General features: G+C 60.7%; 20 protein-coding genes. 12 read left to right on the forward strand and 8 right to left on the reverse strand.

Annotated elements, in window-relative coordinates; all coding sequences use genetic code 11:
• Positions 1 to 40: 40 nt before the first annotated feature.
• A complete protein-coding gene (locus C0V97_RS05685) occupies positions 41 to 487 on the forward strand; it encodes a DMT family transporter (protein WP_127101587.1) in 447 nt (148 codons plus the stop codon).
• Between the two features lie 4 nt (positions 488 to 491).
• Here C0V97_RS05685 and C0V97_RS05690 read toward each other — a convergent pair whose 3' ends face one another.
• A complete protein-coding gene (locus tag C0V97_RS05690) occupies positions 492 to 1,415 on the reverse strand; it encodes a sugar-binding transcriptional regulator (protein WP_127101589.1) in 924 nt (307 codons plus the stop codon).
• 143 nt (positions 1,416 to 1,558) lie between these two features.
• Between C0V97_RS05690 and C0V97_RS05695 the strand changes: the two genes are divergently transcribed.
• The 6 genes from C0V97_RS05695 (at position 1,559) to C0V97_RS05720 (ending at position 7,656) form a co-directional block, all read left to right on the forward strand.
• Positions 1,559 to 2,989 carry a sugar porter family MFS transporter gene (locus C0V97_RS05695; RefSeq protein WP_233581994.1) on the forward strand — a complete coding sequence of 477 codons (1,431 nt, stop codon included), beginning with the start codon at positions 1,559 to 1,561 and terminating at the stop codon, positions 2,987 to 2,989.
• Between the two features lie 67 nt (positions 2,990 to 3,056).
• Positions 3,057 to 4,544 carry a xylulokinase gene (xylB, locus tag C0V97_RS05700; RefSeq protein ID WP_127101591.1) on the forward strand — a complete coding sequence of 496 codons (1,488 nt, stop codon included), beginning with the start codon at positions 3,057 to 3,059 and terminating at the stop codon, positions 4,542 to 4,544.
• Positions 4,541 to 5,224, forward strand: coding sequence for a hypothetical protein (locus tag C0V97_RS05705; protein WP_127101593.1), 684 nt, complete (start codon positions 4,541 to 4,543; stop codon positions 5,222 to 5,224). Before xylB ends, C0V97_RS05705 begins: the two co-directional genes overlap by 4 nt.
• Positions 5,221 to 6,252, forward strand: coding sequence for an NAD(P)-dependent alcohol dehydrogenase (locus C0V97_RS05710; RefSeq protein WP_127101595.1), 1,032 nt, complete (start codon positions 5,221 to 5,223; stop codon positions 6,250 to 6,252). The genes C0V97_RS05705 and C0V97_RS05710 overlap by 4 nt, the downstream gene beginning before the upstream one ends.
• A 75-nt stretch (positions 6,253 to 6,327) precedes the next feature.
• On the forward strand, positions 6,328 to 6,870 hold the full coding sequence (gene hxlB / locus C0V97_RS05715; RefSeq protein ID WP_127101597.1) for a 6-phospho-3-hexuloisomerase: 543 nt from the start codon (positions 6,328 to 6,330) through the stop codon (positions 6,868 to 6,870).
• Positions 6,871 to 7,026: 156 nt separating this feature from the next.
• Complete coding sequence (locus C0V97_RS05720; protein ID WP_127101599.1) at positions 7,027 to 7,656, forward strand: EcsC family protein; 630 nt, start codon at positions 7,027 to 7,029, stop codon at positions 7,654 to 7,656.
• Positions 7,657 to 7,760: 104 nt separating this feature from the next.
• Here the strand turns inward: C0V97_RS05720 and ilvC are convergent, their stop codons facing one another.
• The 4 genes from ilvC to miaA are packed head-to-tail and all read right to left on the reverse strand — an operon-like array spanning position 7,761 to position 12,134.
• Positions 7,761 to 8,780: a ketol-acid reductoisomerase gene (gene ilvC / locus C0V97_RS05725; protein ID WP_127101601.1), complete on the reverse strand. Its 1,020-nt coding sequence runs from the start codon at positions 8,778 to 8,780 to the stop codon at positions 7,761 to 7,763.
• Positions 8,780 to 9,307 carry an acetolactate synthase small subunit gene (gene ilvN / locus C0V97_RS05730; RefSeq protein WP_127101603.1) on the reverse strand — a complete coding sequence of 176 codons (528 nt, stop codon included), beginning with the start codon at positions 9,305 to 9,307 and terminating at the stop codon, positions 8,780 to 8,782. Before ilvN ends, ilvC begins: the two co-directional genes overlap by 1 nt.
• Entirely contained in the window at positions 9,307 to 11,103 is a 1,797-nt protein-coding gene (gene ilvB, locus C0V97_RS05735; protein WP_127101605.1) for a biosynthetic-type acetolactate synthase large subunit, read from the reverse strand. The genes ilvN and ilvB overlap by 1 nt, the downstream gene beginning before the upstream one ends.
• Positions 11,104 to 11,135: 32 nt before the next feature.
• A complete protein-coding gene (gene miaA / locus C0V97_RS05740; RefSeq protein ID WP_127101607.1) occupies positions 11,136 to 12,134 on the reverse strand; it encodes a tRNA (adenosine(37)-N6)-dimethylallyltransferase MiaA in 999 nt (332 codons plus the stop codon).
• Between the two features lie 41 nt (positions 12,135 to 12,175).
• Between miaA and serB the strand changes: the two genes are divergently transcribed.
• Complete coding sequence (gene serB, locus C0V97_RS05745; protein WP_127101609.1) at positions 12,176 to 13,066, forward strand: phosphoserine phosphatase SerB; 891 nt, start codon at positions 12,176 to 12,178, stop codon at positions 13,064 to 13,066.
• Positions 13,067 to 13,128: 62 nt separating this feature from the next.
• Here the strand turns inward: serB and C0V97_RS18635 are convergent, their stop codons facing one another.
• Positions 13,129 to 13,317: a helix-turn-helix transcriptional regulator gene (locus tag C0V97_RS18635; RefSeq protein WP_127101611.1), complete on the reverse strand. Its 189-nt coding sequence runs from the start codon at positions 13,315 to 13,317 to the stop codon at positions 13,129 to 13,131.
• Positions 13,314 to 13,694 carry a hypothetical protein gene (locus tag C0V97_RS05755; protein WP_127101613.1) on the reverse strand — a complete coding sequence of 127 codons (381 nt, stop codon included), beginning with the start codon at positions 13,692 to 13,694 and terminating at the stop codon, positions 13,314 to 13,316. The genes C0V97_RS18635 and C0V97_RS05755 overlap by 4 nt, the downstream gene beginning before the upstream one ends.
• 414 nt (positions 13,695 to 14,108) lie before the next feature.
• On the opposite strand from C0V97_RS05755, the gene C0V97_RS05760 reads away from it, so the two are divergent.
• Positions 14,109 to 14,522, forward strand: a complete 414-nt coding sequence (locus tag C0V97_RS05760; protein WP_127101615.1) for a hypothetical protein — start codon at positions 14,109 to 14,111, stop codon at positions 14,520 to 14,522.
• Positions 14,523 to 14,606: 84 nt separating this feature from the next.
• Here the strand turns inward: C0V97_RS05760 and C0V97_RS05765 are convergent, their stop codons facing one another.
• A complete protein-coding gene (locus tag C0V97_RS05765) occupies positions 14,607 to 15,758 on the reverse strand; it encodes an alpha/beta fold hydrolase (protein ID WP_127101617.1) in 1,152 nt (383 codons plus the stop codon).
• Between the two features lie 609 nt (positions 15,759 to 16,367).
• On the opposite strand from C0V97_RS05765, the gene C0V97_RS05770 reads away from it, so the two are divergent.
• The 3 genes from C0V97_RS05770 (at position 16,368) to C0V97_RS05780 (ending at position 19,280) form a co-directional block, all read left to right on the forward strand.
• Positions 16,368 to 17,864 (forward strand): CoA-acylating methylmalonate-semialdehyde dehydrogenase, encoded by a 1,497-nt coding sequence (locus C0V97_RS05770; RefSeq protein WP_127101619.1) that lies wholly within the window; start codon positions 16,368 to 16,370, stop codon positions 17,862 to 17,864.
• 177 nt (positions 17,865 to 18,041) lie between these two features.
• Positions 18,042 to 18,314 (forward strand): DUF3297 family protein, encoded by a 273-nt coding sequence (locus tag C0V97_RS05775; RefSeq protein WP_127101621.1) that lies wholly within the window; start codon positions 18,042 to 18,044, stop codon positions 18,312 to 18,314.
• A gap of 21 nt (positions 18,315 to 18,335) precedes the next feature.
• Positions 18,336 to 19,280, forward strand: coding sequence for a nucleoside hydrolase (locus C0V97_RS05780; RefSeq protein ID WP_127101623.1), 945 nt, complete (start codon positions 18,336 to 18,338; stop codon positions 19,278 to 19,280).
• The last annotated feature ends 7 nt before the right edge of the window (positions 19,281 to 19,287 follow it).

The following is a 19,287-nucleotide window of genomic DNA, read 5'->3' on the forward strand; positions in this document are numbered from 1 at the left end:
CTATGCCCGATGGCGTCGCCTTCTCGATTGAGGGGTTGTCATGAACGCTGCCTGGGCTCTTCCCTTTATCCTTATTGCCGGTGCGCTTCAGGCGCTGGGCGCCACCATGAACGGGGCATTGGCGAAATCCCTCGTCAATCCGTGGCTTGCCACGTCAGTCTCTTTCCTGCTCGTGCTGTTTCTCGCCATCGCCCTGTTTGCATGCATGCCGCGCCCGCTTCCCAGCGCGGGTGATCTTGCCGCGATGCCCTGGTGGGCGCCGCTTGGCGGCATCACGGGGGCCGTGGCTGTTTTCGCAGGGCTGCTGCTGATCCAGAAACTGGGGGCGGGCCCGGTCAACGGCCTGACGATTACGGCCAATCTCGTGACCAGCCTGCTGATCGATCATTTTGGGCTGCTGCGCATGGAAGTGCACAGCCTCAACCCCTATCGTATCGCAGGTGCCGTGCTGATGATCGCTGGCGTCGCGCTGATCGCGCGTTTCTGAACGCTCAGCCGAGCAAAAATGCCGCCGTGTCGCGATCTGTCACCAGGGACGTGACAATGCCGCTGCGCAAGGCCGCCAGAACAGCGTGATGCTTGTCCGGTCCGCCCGCAACCGCAATTACATGGGGAATAGCGCGCAAGACGGAAAATGGAATGGAGAGCGTCCGCTCGGCGAGGGAGGTCTGGATGAAAGCACCGTCCTTATCCATCGGCAGGGCGCATATCTCGCAGGCCATATTCTTGTCTTTCAATTCCTCACGCTCGGCAGCTGTCAGAACGGCACTCACCTGTGAGCCCGCCTCCGATGCGCTGCCGATGGCCACGACAGCCAAAGTGATTGCGGGCCATTCGGCAATGGCGGCGCTGATTTCGGCCTGGCGGGCGATGACTGCCCGGGCCTGCTCATCTGAGACGATCAGTGGGGCATAGATCGGCAGGCTGGCGCCTTTGGAGGCCTGGGCGAAACGCCGGACGAGATTGATCGAGCTGTTTTCGACCGATCCGGCCACCCCCGTCATCTGAACGACGCGACAGCCCGGCAAGGCACGAATGGCCTCGGCGACGACATCGATCGTTCGGCCCCAGGCAACACCGATCACGTCCTGCTCCGTCGCAACTTCCTCGAGAAGTTCGGCAGCCGCCTTGCCCAGCGCCGCCCGGCAGGACGATATCTCGGCGAAGGGGCCGCTCAGAACCAGCGCATGGCGCAAGCCGTATACGTCCTGGAGTCGGGCAGAAAGCTCGGAGTCGATCGTGCGATCCTCATTGATCTGAATCTTCACGAGCCCGGATTCGAGGCTCTCCTCGAGAATACGCGCCACCTTGAAACGGGAGATCCCGTGGCGTGTGCCGATCTCGATCTTGCTCAGACCATTCAGATAATATTCGCGCGCCACTTCTATTGCGAGCAGGCGTTCAGCGGGTCCCATTCCATCCTCCCGGGCAAAGCGGCTTCCTGACAGGAAATTCACATATGAGCGATTTAGTGATCATATGAGCAGATCTTTCTTGCGTCGATGCGACGATCGTCACATCAAGATGTTCGAATTTACTTCCCATCGGAGGGTCGTCCGTGTCGAACATCGAGTTAAACGGGTCCATCACACGCGACGGGTACCAGACCGCGCCTGCGGAAATGCCCGGATCAGCCAAACGCGTTCTGGCTTTCGTCGTCGTGATTGCCGCGCTGGGCGGCACGCTTTTCGGATATGATTGCGGCATCATCTCATCTGCCCTTTTATCGATCGGCGCTGATTTCGGTCTGAGCTCCTTCGGCAAGGAGATCGTGACCAGCGCCATTCTGGTGGGGGGTATTTTCGGGGCTCTCGGCTGCGGTCCCCTCTGCGACCGCTATGGCCGCAAGAAGACCGTCCTTGCTGTTGCCGTCCTCTTCATTCTCGGTGCGATTGCCACGAGCCTCGCCCCCGATGCCACAACGCTCACCATTACCCGCTTCATCCTCGGTCTTGCCGTAGGCGCCATCACCCAGATCATGCCGGTCTACATCGCCGAGGTCGCCCCGGCAAAACGCCGCGGGGCTCTGGTCGTGCTTTTCCAGATGATGATCGCCGGGGGCGAGCTCATCTCCTATCTCATCGGGTACGCTTTCAGCGGGAATTGGCGCCTGATGTTCATGCTGGCCGTCATTCCGGCTCTGATCCTGTTTTTCGGCATGATGGTCATGCCCGAAAGCCCTCGCTGGCTGATCACGCAAAACCGTGCCGATGAAGCCAAGCGCGTGCTGACACGTATTCGCGGCAATGCCCATCTTGCGGCACGCGAAGTCGAACAGATCGTCACTGTTGCTGATAATGAAGGCGATAGCGGCAGCTGGCGCGATCTCGGCAAGGCCTGGGTACGCCCTGCTCTCGTTGCCGCACTCGGTGTGTCCATCCTGTGCCAGCTGACGGGTATCAACGCGGTCATCTATTACGCCCCCACCATTCTCACCCAGTCTGGCTTCGGGGATTCGGCGTCGCTTCTGGCCAGCATCGGCGTCGGCGTCACGCTGGTCGCCATGACCATTGTCGGCACGTTTCTGGTCGATCACATGGGCCGCCGTCGCCTGATGCTGCTGTTCATCCCGCTCTCTGTGGTGGCACTCGTCGTCCTTGGCGCGGCCTTCATGGGCGGTCATCCGAGCGGTTCCATGCAATGGGTCGTGGTCGTCTCGATGCTGGCCTATATCGCCTTCAATGGCGGCAGCCTGTCGGTGGTGGTCTGGCTTTTGAACTCCGAAGTCATCCCGCTCTCGGTGCGTGGCAAGGGAACCGGTCTGGCCTCTGTCTCGATGTGGGTGTCCGACCTGATCGTCAGCCTCACCACGCTCAGCCTGATCGAATTCATGGGCGCCTCGGGTACATTCTGGCTCTACGGGGCGATCTCGGTTCTCGCCTTCTTCTTTGTCTATCGCTACGTGCCGGAGACCAAGGGGCGCAGCCTCGAGGATATTGAGGCCTCGTTGCAGGACGGGAGCTTCCTCTCGCACCGCAGCGCGCCCTGATTCCCATGAAGCGCTCGTATCATCACACCCCGCTCATCCGTGCCGCTTCGAGGGAAGGAAACGCGCCATGAAGATCGTCATGGGGGTCGACAGCTCGACCCAGTCCTGCAAGGTCGAACTGCGTGACCTCGAAACCGGCGGCATCCTGGGTCGGGGCAGCGCCAGCCATCCTCCGGCATTTGCCCCCAGAAGCGAGCAGAACCCACAAGACTGGTGGGAAGCCTTCGAGCGAGCACTGAACCGCGCCGTTGAAACCGCCGCGATCGACCGCACCGCGATCGTGGCCATCTCGGTGGCGGCGCAATGCCATGGCCTGATTGCCCTCGACGAGCAGGACAGGGTGATCCGCCCGGCCAAATTATGGAACGATACGGAGAGCGCGCCTCAGCTGGCGCGGCTGCGTGAGGCCATTGGCGCCGAGAACTGGATCCGTAAGGTAGGGTCCCTGCCGACGGCGGCATTCACTATAGGGAAAATTGCCTGGCTGGCCGAAAACGAGCCCGAAAATTTCAGGGCCATGCGTCGCATCTGCCTGCCGCATGACTGGCTCACCTATCGCCTGTGCGGCGTCCATGTGACCGATCGTTCCGAGGCCTCCGGCACGGGGTACTGGAGCGCCACGGAAAACCGGTATGTTACGACCTATCTCGATCTGATCGCCGCGGACAGGGGCTGGGCCTCGATGCTGCCCCGTGTTCTGGGCCCTGACGAAGCCGCCGGAACGATCCTGCCAGACATCGCTGATCGGCTCGGCCTTTCGCGGGATATCCTGATCGGCCCGGGGGGTGGTGACCAGCATGCGGCCGCGCTCGGCCTCGCTGTCGAGGAAGGCGACGCGGTCTACACGATCGCAACATCGGGCGTCATCTTCACGACGGCCAGCCGCCCCGTGCATGATCTCTCCGGTCTTGTGGATGGCGTAGCCGATTGCGCCGGGGGCTATCTGCCTCTGGTATCGACCCTCAATGCAGCGCGGGTGACCGATTGGGCAGCCCGGCTTCTCGACGTCGATCATGCAGGGCTCAGCAAGCTGGCGCTCGAAGCGGATCCCCTCGCCTCTCCTGTTTTCGCCGCCTTTCTCGATGGAGAGCGCAAGCCGAACCGACCTGATTCCTATGGGCTGATGGGCGGCCTCACTGCCGCGACATCGCGCGCCGATCTGGCGCGTGCTGCGCATGATGGGGTGTTACTTGCCCTCATCCGGGGCGAGACCATCATGAATCAAGCGGGCATCGCGACGGATGGCCGCGTAATCATCACTGGTGGCGGCGCACGGTCCAGTGCCTATCGTCAGATACTGGCCGACTATACCCAGCGCAGCGTCATGATTGCCGACCCAGCGGAGGCCGATGAATCGACCGCACGCGGCGCAGCCATCCAGGCCGCCGCCATTGCCACGGGGCGCGACGTGCAAACGATGCGCCAGCTCTGGGCCCCGCGTTATGAAACCGTCGCCGAGCCTAATAGGGCCATGGCGCATAGTCGTACCAGGCTGCTCGACCGCTATCTCGCTCTGAGCGCATGGTCCGGCTTTGACGGACGCATGCGCTCATGAACGCCTTGGGATCCTCGCCATCCTTACCGAGCGGATTTCCGCTTGATGAGCCCATCATCCAGTTGGTGCGCGCAGGGAATATCTGCCTTGGTGGCAGCCTCTATGCTGCACCGGCTCATGAGCGCCTCGCCATGGCAGACGCCCTGACGCGCGCGCATCTCTGGGCGCACGCCGATTTCTTCGCTCCCGGCGCAGAAGGCGTTGATCTCGCCACGGTCGATGCCATTCTGGCGCGCGAGCATGGCGCCCTGGACGCACATCTCCTGGATAACGACGCTTTCGTGTGGTTCGACCGCCTCGCGACACGCGCCCTCGACCGCCTGACCCTACCGCTGGAAACCGACGGGGATCTGCACGGTGCCGTCGCGACCCTTCGTCACCGGGGGATAAGCCCCTGGCTCGCTCTTGCGCCCCAATCCGCCATCGCGGAGGCGGAGCCCTTTCTAGAGTCGGTTGATGGCGTACTCGTCATGCTGATCGCGCCCGGTACGAAAGATGCCGCCTCCCTCTCCCTGCTGGACAAAAACCGGGCCCTGCGTGCGCGCGGCGTGACAAGCGGAGTGGATGGCGGCGTCACGGCGGAGACACTGCCCCGGATCGTACAGGCAGGCGCCTCTTATCTGGTCATCGGGCGCAGCCTGCTGGCCCAATCCTCCCATCAACAAGAAGAAATCTCATGACAACTCTCCCCAATAGCCTGCCTGACACAATGCGCGCCTCTGTCCTCATGGAGAAAGGTGTGATTGCCTTGCAGGAGCGCCCCGTTCCTGTCCCCGCCCCGGACGAAGTGCTGATCAAGGTCGCCTGCGTGGGCGTCTGCGGCTCCGATGTCCATTATTACAAGGAAGGACGTATCGGCGATTTCATCGTCGATGCGCCTCTGGTTCTGGGTCACGAGGTCTCGGGACGTATCGTTGCCGTAGGATGTGACGTTTCCGAAAGCCGCATTGGTGAGCGCGTTGCCATCGAGCCGCAACGCCCCTGCCGCACTTGCCCGCAATGCATGGCGGGACGATACAATCTTTGTCCCGAAATGAAGTTTTACGCGACACCGCCGATTGACGGGGCCTTTCAGGACTATGTGACCATTCAGTCGCCCTTCGCCCACAAGGTTCCGGACTCGCTGAGCAATGAGGAGGCCGCCCTGCTCGAACCGCTCTCCGTGGGTATCTGGGCGTGTCAGAAGGCACAGATTGGCCCCGGCTCACGCGTGCTGATTGCCGGCGCAGGGCCGATCGGGATTATCACCGCCCAGGCAGCGCGGGGGTATGGCGCTTCTGAGATCATCATGTCGGACCTGCTGGAAGATCGTCGTAAACGCGCCCTCACCCTTGGCGCGACACGCGTGATCGACCCGGCACGGGAGTCAGTCAGTGATCTGGGCGTCGATGCCTTCATCGACTGCTCCGGCGCAACGCCGGCCATCAAGTCAGGCATTACCGCGGTGCGCGGGGCCGGGCATGTGGTACTCGTGGGCATGGGGGCCGATGAAGTCCCCCTGCCACTGCCGATCATTCAGGTGCGTGAACTCACCCTGACAGGCACGTTCCGCTACACGGGGACCTGGCCCATCGCCACGCAGATGGTCGCGCAGGGCAAGGTCGATCTGAATGCCCTCGTCACGGCGAAATTCGATCTTGACCATGTGCAGGACGCGCTCGAAGCGACCTTCGACCCGATATCGCTCAAGCCTGTCATTTATTTGTGAGACGGGCGGGGCTCTGCCCCGCTCCCCGGAAAGGGGCTCGCCCCTTTCATCCCAGTTTATTGTCGGAATCATGATATGGCACCCCCTTCCACCAAAAGCGCCGTAGCTCTCGTGCGGGACGAAACGGCGACGCTGCTGGAAACACTGTCAGAGCAGGAGCTGAAAGACTTCGGTGCGGCTTTGATGCGGCGAAACGGACGGCTTTTCTTCACTGGGCAGGGCCGCTCCGGGCTCATCGCGCAGATGGCGGCGATGCGCTGCATGCATCTCGGCTTGCAGGCTCATGCTGTGGGTGAGGTTACAGCGCCAGCCATACGTGGCGACGATAGCCTCGTCATCTTTTCCGGCTCTGGCACGACGCCGGTATCGCTGCACTTTGCGCGCATCGCCCAAGAGCTTGGTGCCACCATCCTGGTGATCACGCGTGAGGCTGAGAGCCCACTGGCGTCCATGGCCAATCACACCCTGATCATCCCGGCTCAGGGCTCAGCGCAATTTGCAGGCAGCCTGTTCGAACAAGGCGCCCTGCTCACTTTCGACGCCCTCATCGCCTCAATCGTCACAGAACACTTTATCGCCTTCGACGCCATGCAAGGACGCCATACGAATTTGCAGTAGAAACAAAGAACTCATGAATGAATGATATAACTTTTGAGACCAGTGCCGAACACAGCGTCGTGAATGCGGGCCATTAATCATATTTACTATCAAATAGCATAATTTTAACTATATTCGATTGATATACTCATCACCTTCGCGGAAGAGACGGTTCAGATGTCCGATGACAAACTCAGTGTTATCAGCAAAGCGCTCGAATGGGGCTATGAAAAAGCGGTAAGTGGTGGCGGGGTTTTACGCACCGCGCAAAGCCTGGGAAACGAGTATCTCGACGCGAACAACGGCGACAGAGAGAAAGCCGTCAATAGTCTGATCAGATGGCAAAATACTAAAGCCGCGACTGGAGGCTTTGTGACAAATTTGGGCGGCGTCATGACTTTACCGGTTGCGATACCAGCGAACATGGCTTCAACATTGTACATACAGTTGCGTATGATCGCCGGAATTGCCTATATTGGAGGTCATGACGTTCTAGATGACCGAACAAAGACCCTCTGTTTTGTCTGTCTGACGGGCAACGGCGCAGCTGAAGTTGTTAAATCTGCTGGCGTTCAATTCGGCAGCAAGCTCACCGCCTCAGCCATTCAAAAATATATTACGGGCGAAATGATCAAAACCATAAACAAGGCAGTTGGCTTTCGCTTGGTCACAAAAGCTGGTTCGACAGGATTGATAAACCTCACAAAAGTGGTTCCTGTCGTCGGGGGTATTGTTGGAGGCGCTTTTGACGGCGTTTCCACGAACATCATCGGCAATACGGCCCGAAGAACGTTTATCTACGAATAAACCCTGAGTGTAGCGAAATTATATTCCTATATTCGGATCGCTGAGAAGAAAGCGGGGACCGAAGCCCCCGCTTTTCCATTTCCGATCCCTAACGGGATAGAAGATCAGTTCTTGGCCTTGTCGACCAGCTTGCCCTTGGCAATCCAGGGCATCATGCCACGCAGCTTTTCGCCGGTCTTTTCGATCTGGTGAACATCGTTACGAGCGCGGATGGCCTTGAAGCCAACGCCGCCCGACTGGTTTTCCAGAATGAAGTTGCGCACGAAGGTGCCGTCCTGAATATCGGTCAGAACGCGCTTCATCTCGGCCTTGGTTTCTGCTGTCACGATGCGCGGGCCGGTGACATATTCACCGTATTCGGCCGTGTTCGAGATCGAGTAGTTCATGTTCGCGATGCCGCCTTCGTAGATCAGATCCACGATCAGCTTCATTTCGTGCAGGCACTCGAAATAGGCCATTTCGGGAGCATAGCCGCCCTCGACCAGCGTCTCGAAACCGGCGCGGATCAGCTCGACCAGACCACCGCAGAGCACGGCCTGCTCACCGAACAGATCGGTTTCGACTTCTTCCTTGAAGCTGGTCTCGATGATGCCAGCGCGGCCGCCACCATTGGCCGAAGCGTAGGACAGGGCGATTTCAAGCGCCTGACCCGTTGCGTTCTGGGCAACAGCCACGAGCGACGGCACGCCGCCACCCTTCTGGTATTCAGAACGCACGGTGTGGCCGGGGCCCTTCGGGGCAACAAGGAACACGTCCAGGTCAGGGCGGGCTTCGATGATGCGGAAATGGATCGACAGGCCATGAGCGAAAACGAGCGCTGCACCCTGCTTCAGGTTCTTTTCCAGCGAGTCCTTGTAGAGCGCGCCCTGGCCTTCGTCAGGCGTCAGAACCATCACGACATCGGCCCATGCAGCGGCGTCAGCGGGGTTCATGACCTTGAAGCCAGCGCTTTCTGCCTTGGCAACAGCCGACGACTCAGGACGCAGGCCGATGACCATATCGGTCACGCCGCTGTCCTTCAGGTTGTTGGCATGGGCATGGCCCTGGCTGCCGTAACCGATGATGGCAACCTTCTTGCCCTTGATCAGGCCCAGATCACAGTCACGATCGTAATAGACGCGCATCAGAAAGACTCCTCGATGGATTGAAAGACTTCGGTACCACGGCCTATAGCGGCGATTCCGGTCCGGGACACTTCCGCAAGACCAAGCGGTTGCATCAATTCGACGAAAGCATCGATTTTCTCGGCACTTCCCGTCAGTTCAAAAACGAAAGACCCTGCCGTCGTGTCGACCGCATGGGCGCGAAACGCCTGGGCAATACGCATACCCTCGGTACGCATCTCGCCCTTGCTGACCACCTTGATCAGGGCCAGCTCGCGCGCCACATGCGGGCCGCATTCCGTCAGGTCACGCACGCCATGCACAGGAATAAGGCGCGCAAGCTGGGCCTTGATCTGGGCAATGACCATCTCCGTGCCAGACGTCACGATGGTGATCCGCGACAGATTGCGCGAGGCATCGATGGCAGAGACGGTAAGGCTCTCGATGTTATAGCCACGTCCTGAAAACAGACCGACGACGCGGGCCAGGGCACCGCTCTCGTTTTCGATCAGAACCGCAATGACGGCTCTCTGGATATCCTGTGCCATCAGACCAGCATCATGCCTTCTTGTGTAATCCGGGCTGCATTGGCCTCCTGATCGGGGCCAAGCAGCATCTCGTTATGCGGGGCGCCCGACGGAATCATCGGGAAGCAGTTCTCGTCCTGCGCCACACAGATATCCGCCACCACCGGGCCGTCATGACGCAGCATCTCATCAATCACGCCATCCAGCTCGCCCACGCAGGTGGCGCGCAGCCCCTTGCCGTGAAACGCTTCTGCCAGACGGATGAAATCAGGCAGCGCCTCGCTATAGGATTGTGAGTAGCGCGAGCCATGCAGCAATTCCTGCCACTGACGCACCATGCCCATATAGCGGTTGTTCAGGATGAACAGCTTCACTGGCAGGCGATACTGCGCCATCGTGCCGAGCTCCTGGATATTCATGAGCGTCGACGCTTCCCCGGCAATATCGATCACCAGCGCATCGGGATGCGCCACCTGTGCGCCGACCGCCGCAGGCAGACCGTAGCCCATGGTGCCGAGGCCGCCAGAGGTCAGCCAGCGATTGGGCTTGTCGAACTGGAAATGCTGCGCCGCCCACATCTGATGCTGGCCGACTTCCGTGCTCACGAATGTATCGCGCCCCAGCGCCTGCGTGGCTTCATAGAGGCGACGAATGGCATATTGCGGGCGGATGATGGCGCTCGGAGCCTGATCCTGCACAAAGCCGAAGGAGTCCAGTGCGCGCCAGCCTTCGATCTGTGCCCACCAGGGGCTCAGATCCTGACCATCGCCATCCCAGGCAGCAAGAAGCGCCTCAATCGTGCGGCCGACATCACCAACCAGCGGCACATCGACGCGAATGATCTTGTTGATCTGCGAAGGGTCGATATCGGCATGGACCTTGAACGAGTTGGGCGAGAACGCATCCACACGCCCGGTCACACGGTCATCGAAACGCGAGCCGAGCGCTATCAGCAGGTCGCAGCCATGCGTGGCCAGATTGGCCTCGTAGCTGCCATGCATGCCCAGCATGCCCAGAAACTGGCGATCGGTGGTCGGAAAAGCGCCCAGCCCCATCAGGGTGGAGGTCACCGGGAAATTTGTACGGCGCGCCAGCTCCCGCAGACCTTCCGCAGCCTTGGGGCCAGCGTTGATCACGCCGCCGCCCGTGTAGAGCAGCGGGCGCTTGGCGCGCTTCATGGCCGCTATGGTCTGGCGGATCGCCTCGCCATCCGCATCGAGATTCGGACGATAGGGGCGATGCAGACGCCCTTCGCCCGGTGCGGGCAGAGGCGCGTTGCCGACCGAGATGTCCTTGGGCAGATCAATCAGAACGGGGCCAGGGCGACCGCCAGCGGCCACCTCGAAGGCCTCACGCACGATCGGCGCCAGATCCTGCCCGCGACGCACCAGATAATTATGCTTGGTGGCAGGACGTGTGATGCCGGTCGTATCGGCTTCCTGAAACGCGTCATTGCCGATCAGCGCCGTCGGCACCTGGCCGCACAGGCAGATGAGCGGGATGGAATCCATCAGCGCATCAACCAGACCGGTCACGGCATTGGTGGCACCGGGGCCACTGGTGACCAGCACCACGCCCACCTTGCCGGTCGAGCGCGCATAGGCCTCTGCCGCATGAACAGCGGCCTGCTCATGGCGCACCAGGACATGACGGATATGATCCTGCTTGAACAGCGCATCATAGATGGGCAGCACCGCGCCGCCGGGATAGCCGAAAATGACCTCGACACCCTGCTCCACAAGCACGCGCAGGAGCACCTCGGCACCATTGAGCGGCGCTGTCGAAGTTTTTCCGGTCTGCTGTGTTGACGCGTTCATGTGAGCGCACCCCTTTCATTGAGCGGGCGGGTTTATGACGGTGATGAGGATTCGTCAATGGCCGATTGAATGAAAGTTGCGATATTTTCGAATTCTCTTTCCGAAAATTGCGTACCCTCCTCATATCTTTGCAAGGAAATCATGCAATCCTGCTCTGCGCCCAGCGCATGGTGATTGAACCACGTCGCCTGGCGTCGTGTGTACTGCCCCGTGGCAATGACTGCACGGCGTATCGCTTCTGCCTCAGGCAAAGTCCCGGCAAGAACGGCGCTCAGTTCGGGAACGCCATGGGCGCGCATGGCAGGCAAAGAGGGTGAAAGGTCCCGCGCCACAAGACGTTTGACCTCTTCCATCGCTCCGAGCGCCATCATGCGCGAGAACCGCTCTGCGATCGCCGCACGCAACGCCTCGCGTGGCGGATGGAGCCTGACGGAGACAAAGCGAAACGGCGCTGACGGCAGCCCGGGCCGGCTACGCCAGTACAGCAGCCCATGATCCGTCCCACGCAGCACTTCGAGAGCACGTGCGACGCGCTGCCCGTCACCGGGTTTCAACGTACGCGCCGTCTCCGGGTCATCGCGCATCAGAAGCGCGTGAGCGGCCTCGCTGCCCTTGTCCTCCACGAGCGCGCGCGCCCAATCGCGCGCGGCGTCGCCAGGATCGGGCACCTCGACCAGTCCGTCCAGCAGCGCACGCAGATACATACCTGTGCCACCGCACAGGATTGGCAGTCGTCCCTGGGCGCGCGCAGCTTCCATTTCCTGCAATGCAACCTCGCGCCACCAGGCCACGCTGCCCGGCTGTGCAGCGTCGAGCACGCCATAGAGACGATGCGGCGCACGTGCCTCGTCCTGCGCATCGGGGCGCGCTGTCAGCACATGCAGATCGGCATAGACCTGCATGGAATCGGCATTGATCACCGTGCCACGAAAGCGCTCGGCCAGCCCCAGCGCGAGCGCCGACTTGCCGGAACAGGTCGGTCCCGCCACAATAAGGGCGATCGGGGCCAGGGCAATCGGAGCGTCAGCCATTCTGTCTTGCTGTCCCAAGCGTTTCTACCTGATGGGCCAAGATGACCTTACCTTACGTTCTCGTTCTCGTTGCCGACCCTGCACAGGGCACCCTGTCCAAAGATGCCATCGACATTGCGCGGAACATGGTCAAGGGCAAGAACCCTGTTGTACTTTCACCCGGCGAGGCGGTCGAAATCCCCTGCCCCACTCCGGCGCCGGGCGCGCCAACCATCGCTACCATACGCGCAACACTGGCCCGTCATAAGGTGGATACCCTGCTGGTCAAGACACGCGGCCGTCGCAAGGCCGTGCTGGTGGCCGATATGGACAGCACCATCCTGAACGGCGAAACCCTCGATGAGGTCGCAGCCCTCCTAGGTGTGGGTGAGGATGTCGCCCGTCTTACGCTCGATACAATGAATGGCAAAATGGATTTCGAGGAATCCCTGCGCACACGCGTGGCCCTGCTGGAAGGCAGATCCACCGCCTGTCTCGAGGAAGTCTGGCAGAAATCGACCCTGAACCCGGGCGCGCGCGCTCTCGTCCAGACCATGCACGCCCATAACGCCCGCACGGCGCTCGTCTCAGGCGGCTTCACCTATTTTACCAGCCGCGTTGCTGAGGCCTGTGGCTTCGACGAGCATCACGGCAATGAATTCGATATTGTGGACGGGGTGTTCACGGGCAAACTGGCCGCCCCGGTTCTGGGCCCTGACAGCAAGGAAGAACATCTCAACCGTCTGCTCGAAGAACGTGGCGTCAAGGCCTCGGCGGCCCTCACCACGGGCGACGGCACCAACGACCTGCCCATGCTCGCCGTGGCCGGTCTGGGCATCGCCTATAAGGGCAAGCCGAAAGTGCGCCAGATGATCGACATGCAGGTCAATCATTCGACCCTGCGCGCGCATCTCTTTGCTCAGGGTTATCCGGCGAGTGTTTTCGTAGAGTAAGGGTTCATGGGGCGCTGCCCCATCCCCCGGAAAGGGGCTTGCCCCTTTCATCCCCTTGCAGGTCAGGGGATAAAGATCGCCTCAATGCTCAGGCCGAAGATTTTCGCAATAGCGAATGCCAGCGGCAGGCTCGGGTCGTAGCGCTCATTTTCGATCGCATTGATGGTCTGGCGCGAGACGCCAAGCGCCTCGGCCAGCGCATTCTGGCTAAGGCCCTGAGCCAGACGCAGATCGCGCATACGGTTTTTCACCGGTATTTTCGGCTGGCAAAGAAAACGCTGACAAACCACAACCCGCCCATGATCGGCCAAACAGCGAAGGCGCGCAACGGCGGGAGACCGGCGACCTCGCCAAACCCCCATCCGAAGGTAATGAGCGCCGTCCCCAGAAATGAAACTGCGATCGCATCGAACTGAATGCGCCTCTGCAGTTCATCCATGCGATGAAGCCCCCGCAATATGGCCCACGCCATGGCTAAGGCGCCGATCATCGGCATCATGCTGAGCGCGACCAGACAAAGCCCGGTAGGATGGGCCGTAAAAAGTATCAAATTCGCAATGAAAAGCAGAAGCATGTAAAGCGCTATGGCGGCGCCCAGTTCGACGACATAACGGCTTGGCCTGAACATGAGGTCCTCCACGTAAAGCACGCTTTACATATTACTCATCAAGACATGGAAAGCAAGCTTTACACAAATGTCGCATTGGCAGAGGCGATGACCACAAGACAACGATCTCTGAGGCGGAGGAGGAACAGTTCGGCTATCCCATCTCTTTGTGCCTGAGGGAGATCCGCGATGGGGCCCAAGCGGAAACTCGCGGGAACAATTGCTCACAACCAGCGTGCGATATGTCTGGAATCACCTGCAGGCATTATAGATATCATAGAAATCCTGAATACCATGCGATCTTGAGGAATCTTTGTTTTGCCATTACATAGAATATCCTTATATCAGCCAGAATGCACCAAGACATAAAATCCGGATTTTCTCGCATCCTGCTAATTTCTTCTGGATTTCTTCTCGCGATAGCGGCAATCGCGCATGCCATCACACTCTGTCTCGGTCCGTCCGCCTATGGGATCATGGGCGCTGGCCCCGTTATGGCACGAAGGGCGTTGCAAGGAGATCTGGCGCCCGGCAGCGATCCTTGGCGCGATCGGTCTCGTGCTGCTTCTCGGCGCTTATTGTGCGTTCGCAGGGGCACGCTTGCTCCCGCGACCACCTTTGCCGGCGCTGCGCCTTACCCTCTTTACGGTCACGGCGCTGCTTCTGGGACGCGGCGCCATCGGCGTGTTTCTGCTGACCTTGCTGCGCCTCAATGGCGCTCATATGGAAACTCTCTATATCGCCGGACTGGGCAGGAGCTCCACCTTCTGGATAGGGAGTTCCACCCTGTGCCTTCTCCTCGGCGCGATGCAGCTCGCCGCCACGTCGTTATCACGCGACCTCTATTGAGCGCAGCGCATTACTGGTGAGACAGTTTCCAAAGGGCGATTGCCCTTCGAAGAGTTCGGGGAAAGGCCCTGGAAACCGTTCTTCTCACTGACAATCGGACGAAATTGCATCTCCCTGAAGACTGCGATCGGCAAAAGCCTGCGCTTCGCTCTCTGCTGCGTTCAGCAGCGGGGAGTGCTCCACACGATAGTGATGCACGCTCACACGGGTTCCCGCAGAGCATAGGGCCTGCTTCAGCTTCTCCTGCTGGGCAGGGGGAACCTGTGTGTCGCTCGTGGCAATACCCAGCATGACGGGAGAGGCCAGCTTGAGCGACGGGTAGCGCGCCCATTGCAATGCAGGAGCAAGAGCATTTTCCGCGTCGGGCTGGAACGTATTCTCCGGGGTCAGGCCCGCATGTTCGACCGCGCCGAAAAAATCACCGCGACAGAGTTCGCTGGCCTTGTGGTAAAGCGGCAGCGCCCGTGGCTTGAAGGCACTTGATGGGTCGAAGGAGGCATCTGCCGCGCCCAACGATGCCCCGAGCAGCAATCCGTAAACGACACCGGGTGCGAACCGGCGTGCGCCATGAGATTGCGTCAGGATATGGCCCGAATCACCATCGAAATAGGGCGCCCCGAGCGCAATCGTGCCTTTGACCTGAAGGCTTGGCGCGTAAGAACTGGCGATTGCGGAGGCTGCGAGGACGGCCTGTGCACCCTGATCATGTCCGAGCAGAACCACATGACCGCTCAACGCCGGGAAGCGACGACGCGCGGCGCGAACCGAATCGAGCACGGCCATACCTTCGGATTTCGCATTGAGATAAAGCGCCGCGCCTGGCTCGCCCAGCCCCGGATAATCCGTAGCGACAACAGCGTAGCCTCGACGCAGCCAGCTTCCGTAAAAGCTCGCCTGAGGGCCGCCGATTCCCATGATCGAGGGAGCACAGGTCAGGCCAATACCGCTGGTACCATGCGCCCAGGCCATGACAGGCCACCCACCGGCAGGCGGCGTGCCACGCGGAACCATGACCTCGGCGGAGACCGCAACCAGATGGGTGGGGTTATGGGCATCCGTGCTGCGATAAGCCATGCGGTACGCGGCCCCCGGAATGGGTGCATTCTTCTGTTCGAGCGTGATGGCCTGACCGGCCGCGACGGGAGCGTATCGCGATTCGGCATCCTCATCGGCGTCCATCGCACAGGCGGTGAGGGTCAGGGCGGAAACGGCCATCATGGCAAGAACAGAACGCATCAGACCTCTTTGATCTCGGAGGAAAGGAAGGAGAGAAACCCGCAGGGTGCCGAAAGAGAGCGTTCCGGCGACGTCGGTCCCGGATCGAGCCCAGGGCAGGCGTCGAGCCGGGCTGCCCGGATACGGCAAACGCTGGTTTTGTCATGCCGGTTCAGAGAAGGAAAGGGATGCTTGACCCAAGAGTTGGGCAGTTTCATGGCCAGGCAGGCACACTCTCCCTGCGCAGGGCCACGATTGCCACACACACTCGGCACGCTTGCAATGCCGAACAGGCACAGCGCACAGAGACGCCTGCTTCGTTAAGCAGGATAGGGCATCGGCTCCCAGAGCTTGGGCGCAGCAGGAATTGCCGCCCGGCTCCGGCGTCGCTATCGGTGCGGCTAGGAACGTCATCGCCCTGCACTCACCGGAACGTGACCCGGCATAACACAAAATGGAATTTTTTTTCTTTTCCGACCAGAAAAAGAGAATATTAATTTCCGGACAGAGTATGGCACAGGCCAGTCGCGAGAGTTGAAATCGGCGCGCGCAACTAGATGCTATAGGGCGGAAGAAGCGCGGTGGTCCAGGAGGATACACCGCAAAGCCGCGAGAGAGAGGAAGACGTTCATGAGCAGTCTGATTCAGCATTACATCAACGGGTCACGTACCGAAGGCCATGGCAGCAAGCGCGGCGATGTGTTCAACCCTGCCACAGGCAAAGTGACGGCCCAGCTCGCCCTTGGCGATACGAAGGACGTCGATGATGCGGTTGCCGCTGCAAAGGCTGCTTTCCCTGGCTGGTCCCAGACCACGCCGCTCGCCCGTGCGCGCGTCCTTTTCCGTTTTCGTGACCTGATCGAGAAGCATGCACGTGATCTGGCTGCCGTCATAACCTCGGAGCATGGCAAAGTCCTGTCCGATGCGCTGGGCGAAGTCACGCGTGGCATGGAAGTCGTGGAATTCGCCACGGGAGCGCCCGAGCTGCTCAAGGGCGAATTTACCGAGCAGGTCGGACGCGGCATCGATGCCTGGTCGATGCGCCAGCCTCTGGGCGTGGTCGCAGGTATCACGCCGTTCAACTTCCCGGTCATGGTGCCGCTCTGGATGGCGCCGATGGCTCTGGCCTGTGGCAACTGCTTCATCCTCAAGCCCTCCGAGCGCGACCCTTCGGCCTCGCTCGTTCTCGCCGATCTGCTGAAGCAGGCCGGCCTGCCCGATGGCGTGTTCCAGGTTGTGCATGGCGACAAGCTGGTCGTGGACGCGCTGCTCAAGCACCCGGATGTGCAGGCCATCAGCTTCGTGGGCTCCACCCCCATTGCCCGCTATATCCACGAGACCGGTGTAGCTCATGGCAAGCGCGTGCAGGCACTTGGCGGCGCCAAGAACCATGCGGTGATCATGCCCGATTGCGATCTCGACAAGACCGTCGATGCGCTCATGGGGGCCGCCTATGGTTCGGCCGGCGAGCGTTGCATGGCCATTTCAGTGGCGGTGGCTGTCGGTCCGGTAGCTGATGCGCTCATCGAGAAGCTGATCCCCAAAGTGCAGGCGCTCAAAATCGGCAATGGCACGGATGACGCGACCGAAATGGGACCGCTTGTCACCAAGATCCATCGCGACAAAGTGGCCTCTTATGTCACGCTCGGCGCAGAGGAAGGCGCCAGGCTTCTGGTCGATGGGCGCGATTTCAAATCGGCACAAAACCCGGACGGGTTCTTCCTTGGCGGGTCGCTGTTCGATCATGTGACACCCGAGATGCGCCTCTATCGCGAGGAAATCTTCGGCCCCGTTCTTGCGGTGGTGCGCGTGCCCGATTTCGAAACAGCGCTCAAGCTGGTCAATGAGCATGAATTCGGCAATGGCACCGCCATCTTCACACGCGATGGCGACAGCGCACGCGCCTTCACCCATCGGGTGCAGGCCGGCATGGTCGGCGTGAACGTGCCAATTCCGGTACCCATGGCGTTCCACTCCTTCGGCGGCTGGAAAGCCTCTCTGTTTGGCGATCATCATATGCATGGGGCCGAAGGCGTGCGCTTCTTCACCAAATACAAGGCCGTCACCTCGCGTTGGCCGACAGGAATCCGTCAGGGAGCGGATTTCGTAATGCCCACGCTGGGCTAACACCCCAGGGCATATGGGCTCAGGAGATAATGTCCTCCGGCCGCAAAACTGCCCCAAACGGGCGCGAGGGTGGGTACACCCTGCGCCCGTTTTGCGTTCCGGCGCTTTGCGCGAGCCGGAACTCGGGCTATGTCCCATGACAAGAACTGGAACACGCGCCAAACCGGAGGAAATCCCATGAGCGACACCATGCCAGACCGTCTGAGCGCCACACCGGGCAGCCCGTTCTATGACGAGGCCCTGCTGGAAAAAGGCATCGGCATCCGCTTCAACGGTGAAGAGCGCACGAATGTGCAGGAATACTGCATCAGCGAAGGCTGGGTACGTCTGGCCGTCGGCAAGACACTCGACCGCAAGGGCAACCCCATGACCATCAAGGTATCCGGCAAGGTCGAAGCCTGGATCAAGGGCCCTGAAGGGGATGACGCCGGAGAAGCGGGCAAGGCGTAATCTCTGACAGGGAACCGTTCCATGACGCCCACACGGATCATCATCGATACCGACCCCGGACAGGACGACGCCGTTGCCATTCTGCTGGCGCTGGCCTCGCCAGAGGATATCACGGTCGAGGCGATCCTCACTGTGGGCGGCAATAGCGGCATCGCCAATACCACGCGCAATGCCGCCGCCATTCTGGAACTGGCTGGACGTGCCGATATCCCGCTGCATAGCGGATGCGACCTGCCTATGGTCCGCCCGCCTGTGCGCGCCGAGCATGTGCATGGCGAGAGCGGACTGGACGGTGCGGACCTGCCTGCGCCGACCAAACAAGCCGACTCTCCCCATGCGGTCGATTTCCTGATCGAAACGCTACGACACGAGCCCGAGGGCAGCCTGACCATCGTAACGCTGGGCCCGATGACCAATCTGGCCACAGCTCTGCAAAAGGCCCCCGATATCGCGCCACGCATCAATCGCGTCGTGTCCATGCTCGGGGCCTGTTTCGAGGGGGGAAACATCACCCCCAATGCCGAATTCAACGCCTATGTCGATCCTGAGGCCGCCGCCATCGTGCTCGCCTCGGGGGTACCGGTGGTTCTGCTGCCGCTCGATGTCACGCATCAGGTGCTGACCACCCCCTCACGGCTCGGGCGCATACGCGCCATCGGCAACGCTGCCGGTCGCTGCGTGGGCGGTATGCTTGGCTTTTCCGAGCGTTTCGACCTCGAGAAATATGGCTGGCCCGGTGCGCCCCTGCATGACCCCTGCACCATCATGTGGCTGCTGCGCCCCGATCTGTTCCAGGGTCGCCTCGTCAATGTCGAGATCGAGACACAAAGCCCGCTCTCGGCAGGCCAGACCGTTGTCGATTACTGGAGCGTGACCGGCAGGCCCGCCAATGCACTCTATATGCGCGACGTCGATTCAGACGGGTTTTATCAAGTCCTGACAGAGCGGCTGTCGCGTCTTCCCTGAAGGCGTG

This window comes from Asaia sp. W19 (genome assembly GCF_003994335.1).
GTDB lineage: Bacteria > Pseudomonadota > Alphaproteobacteria > Acetobacterales > Acetobacteraceae > Asaia.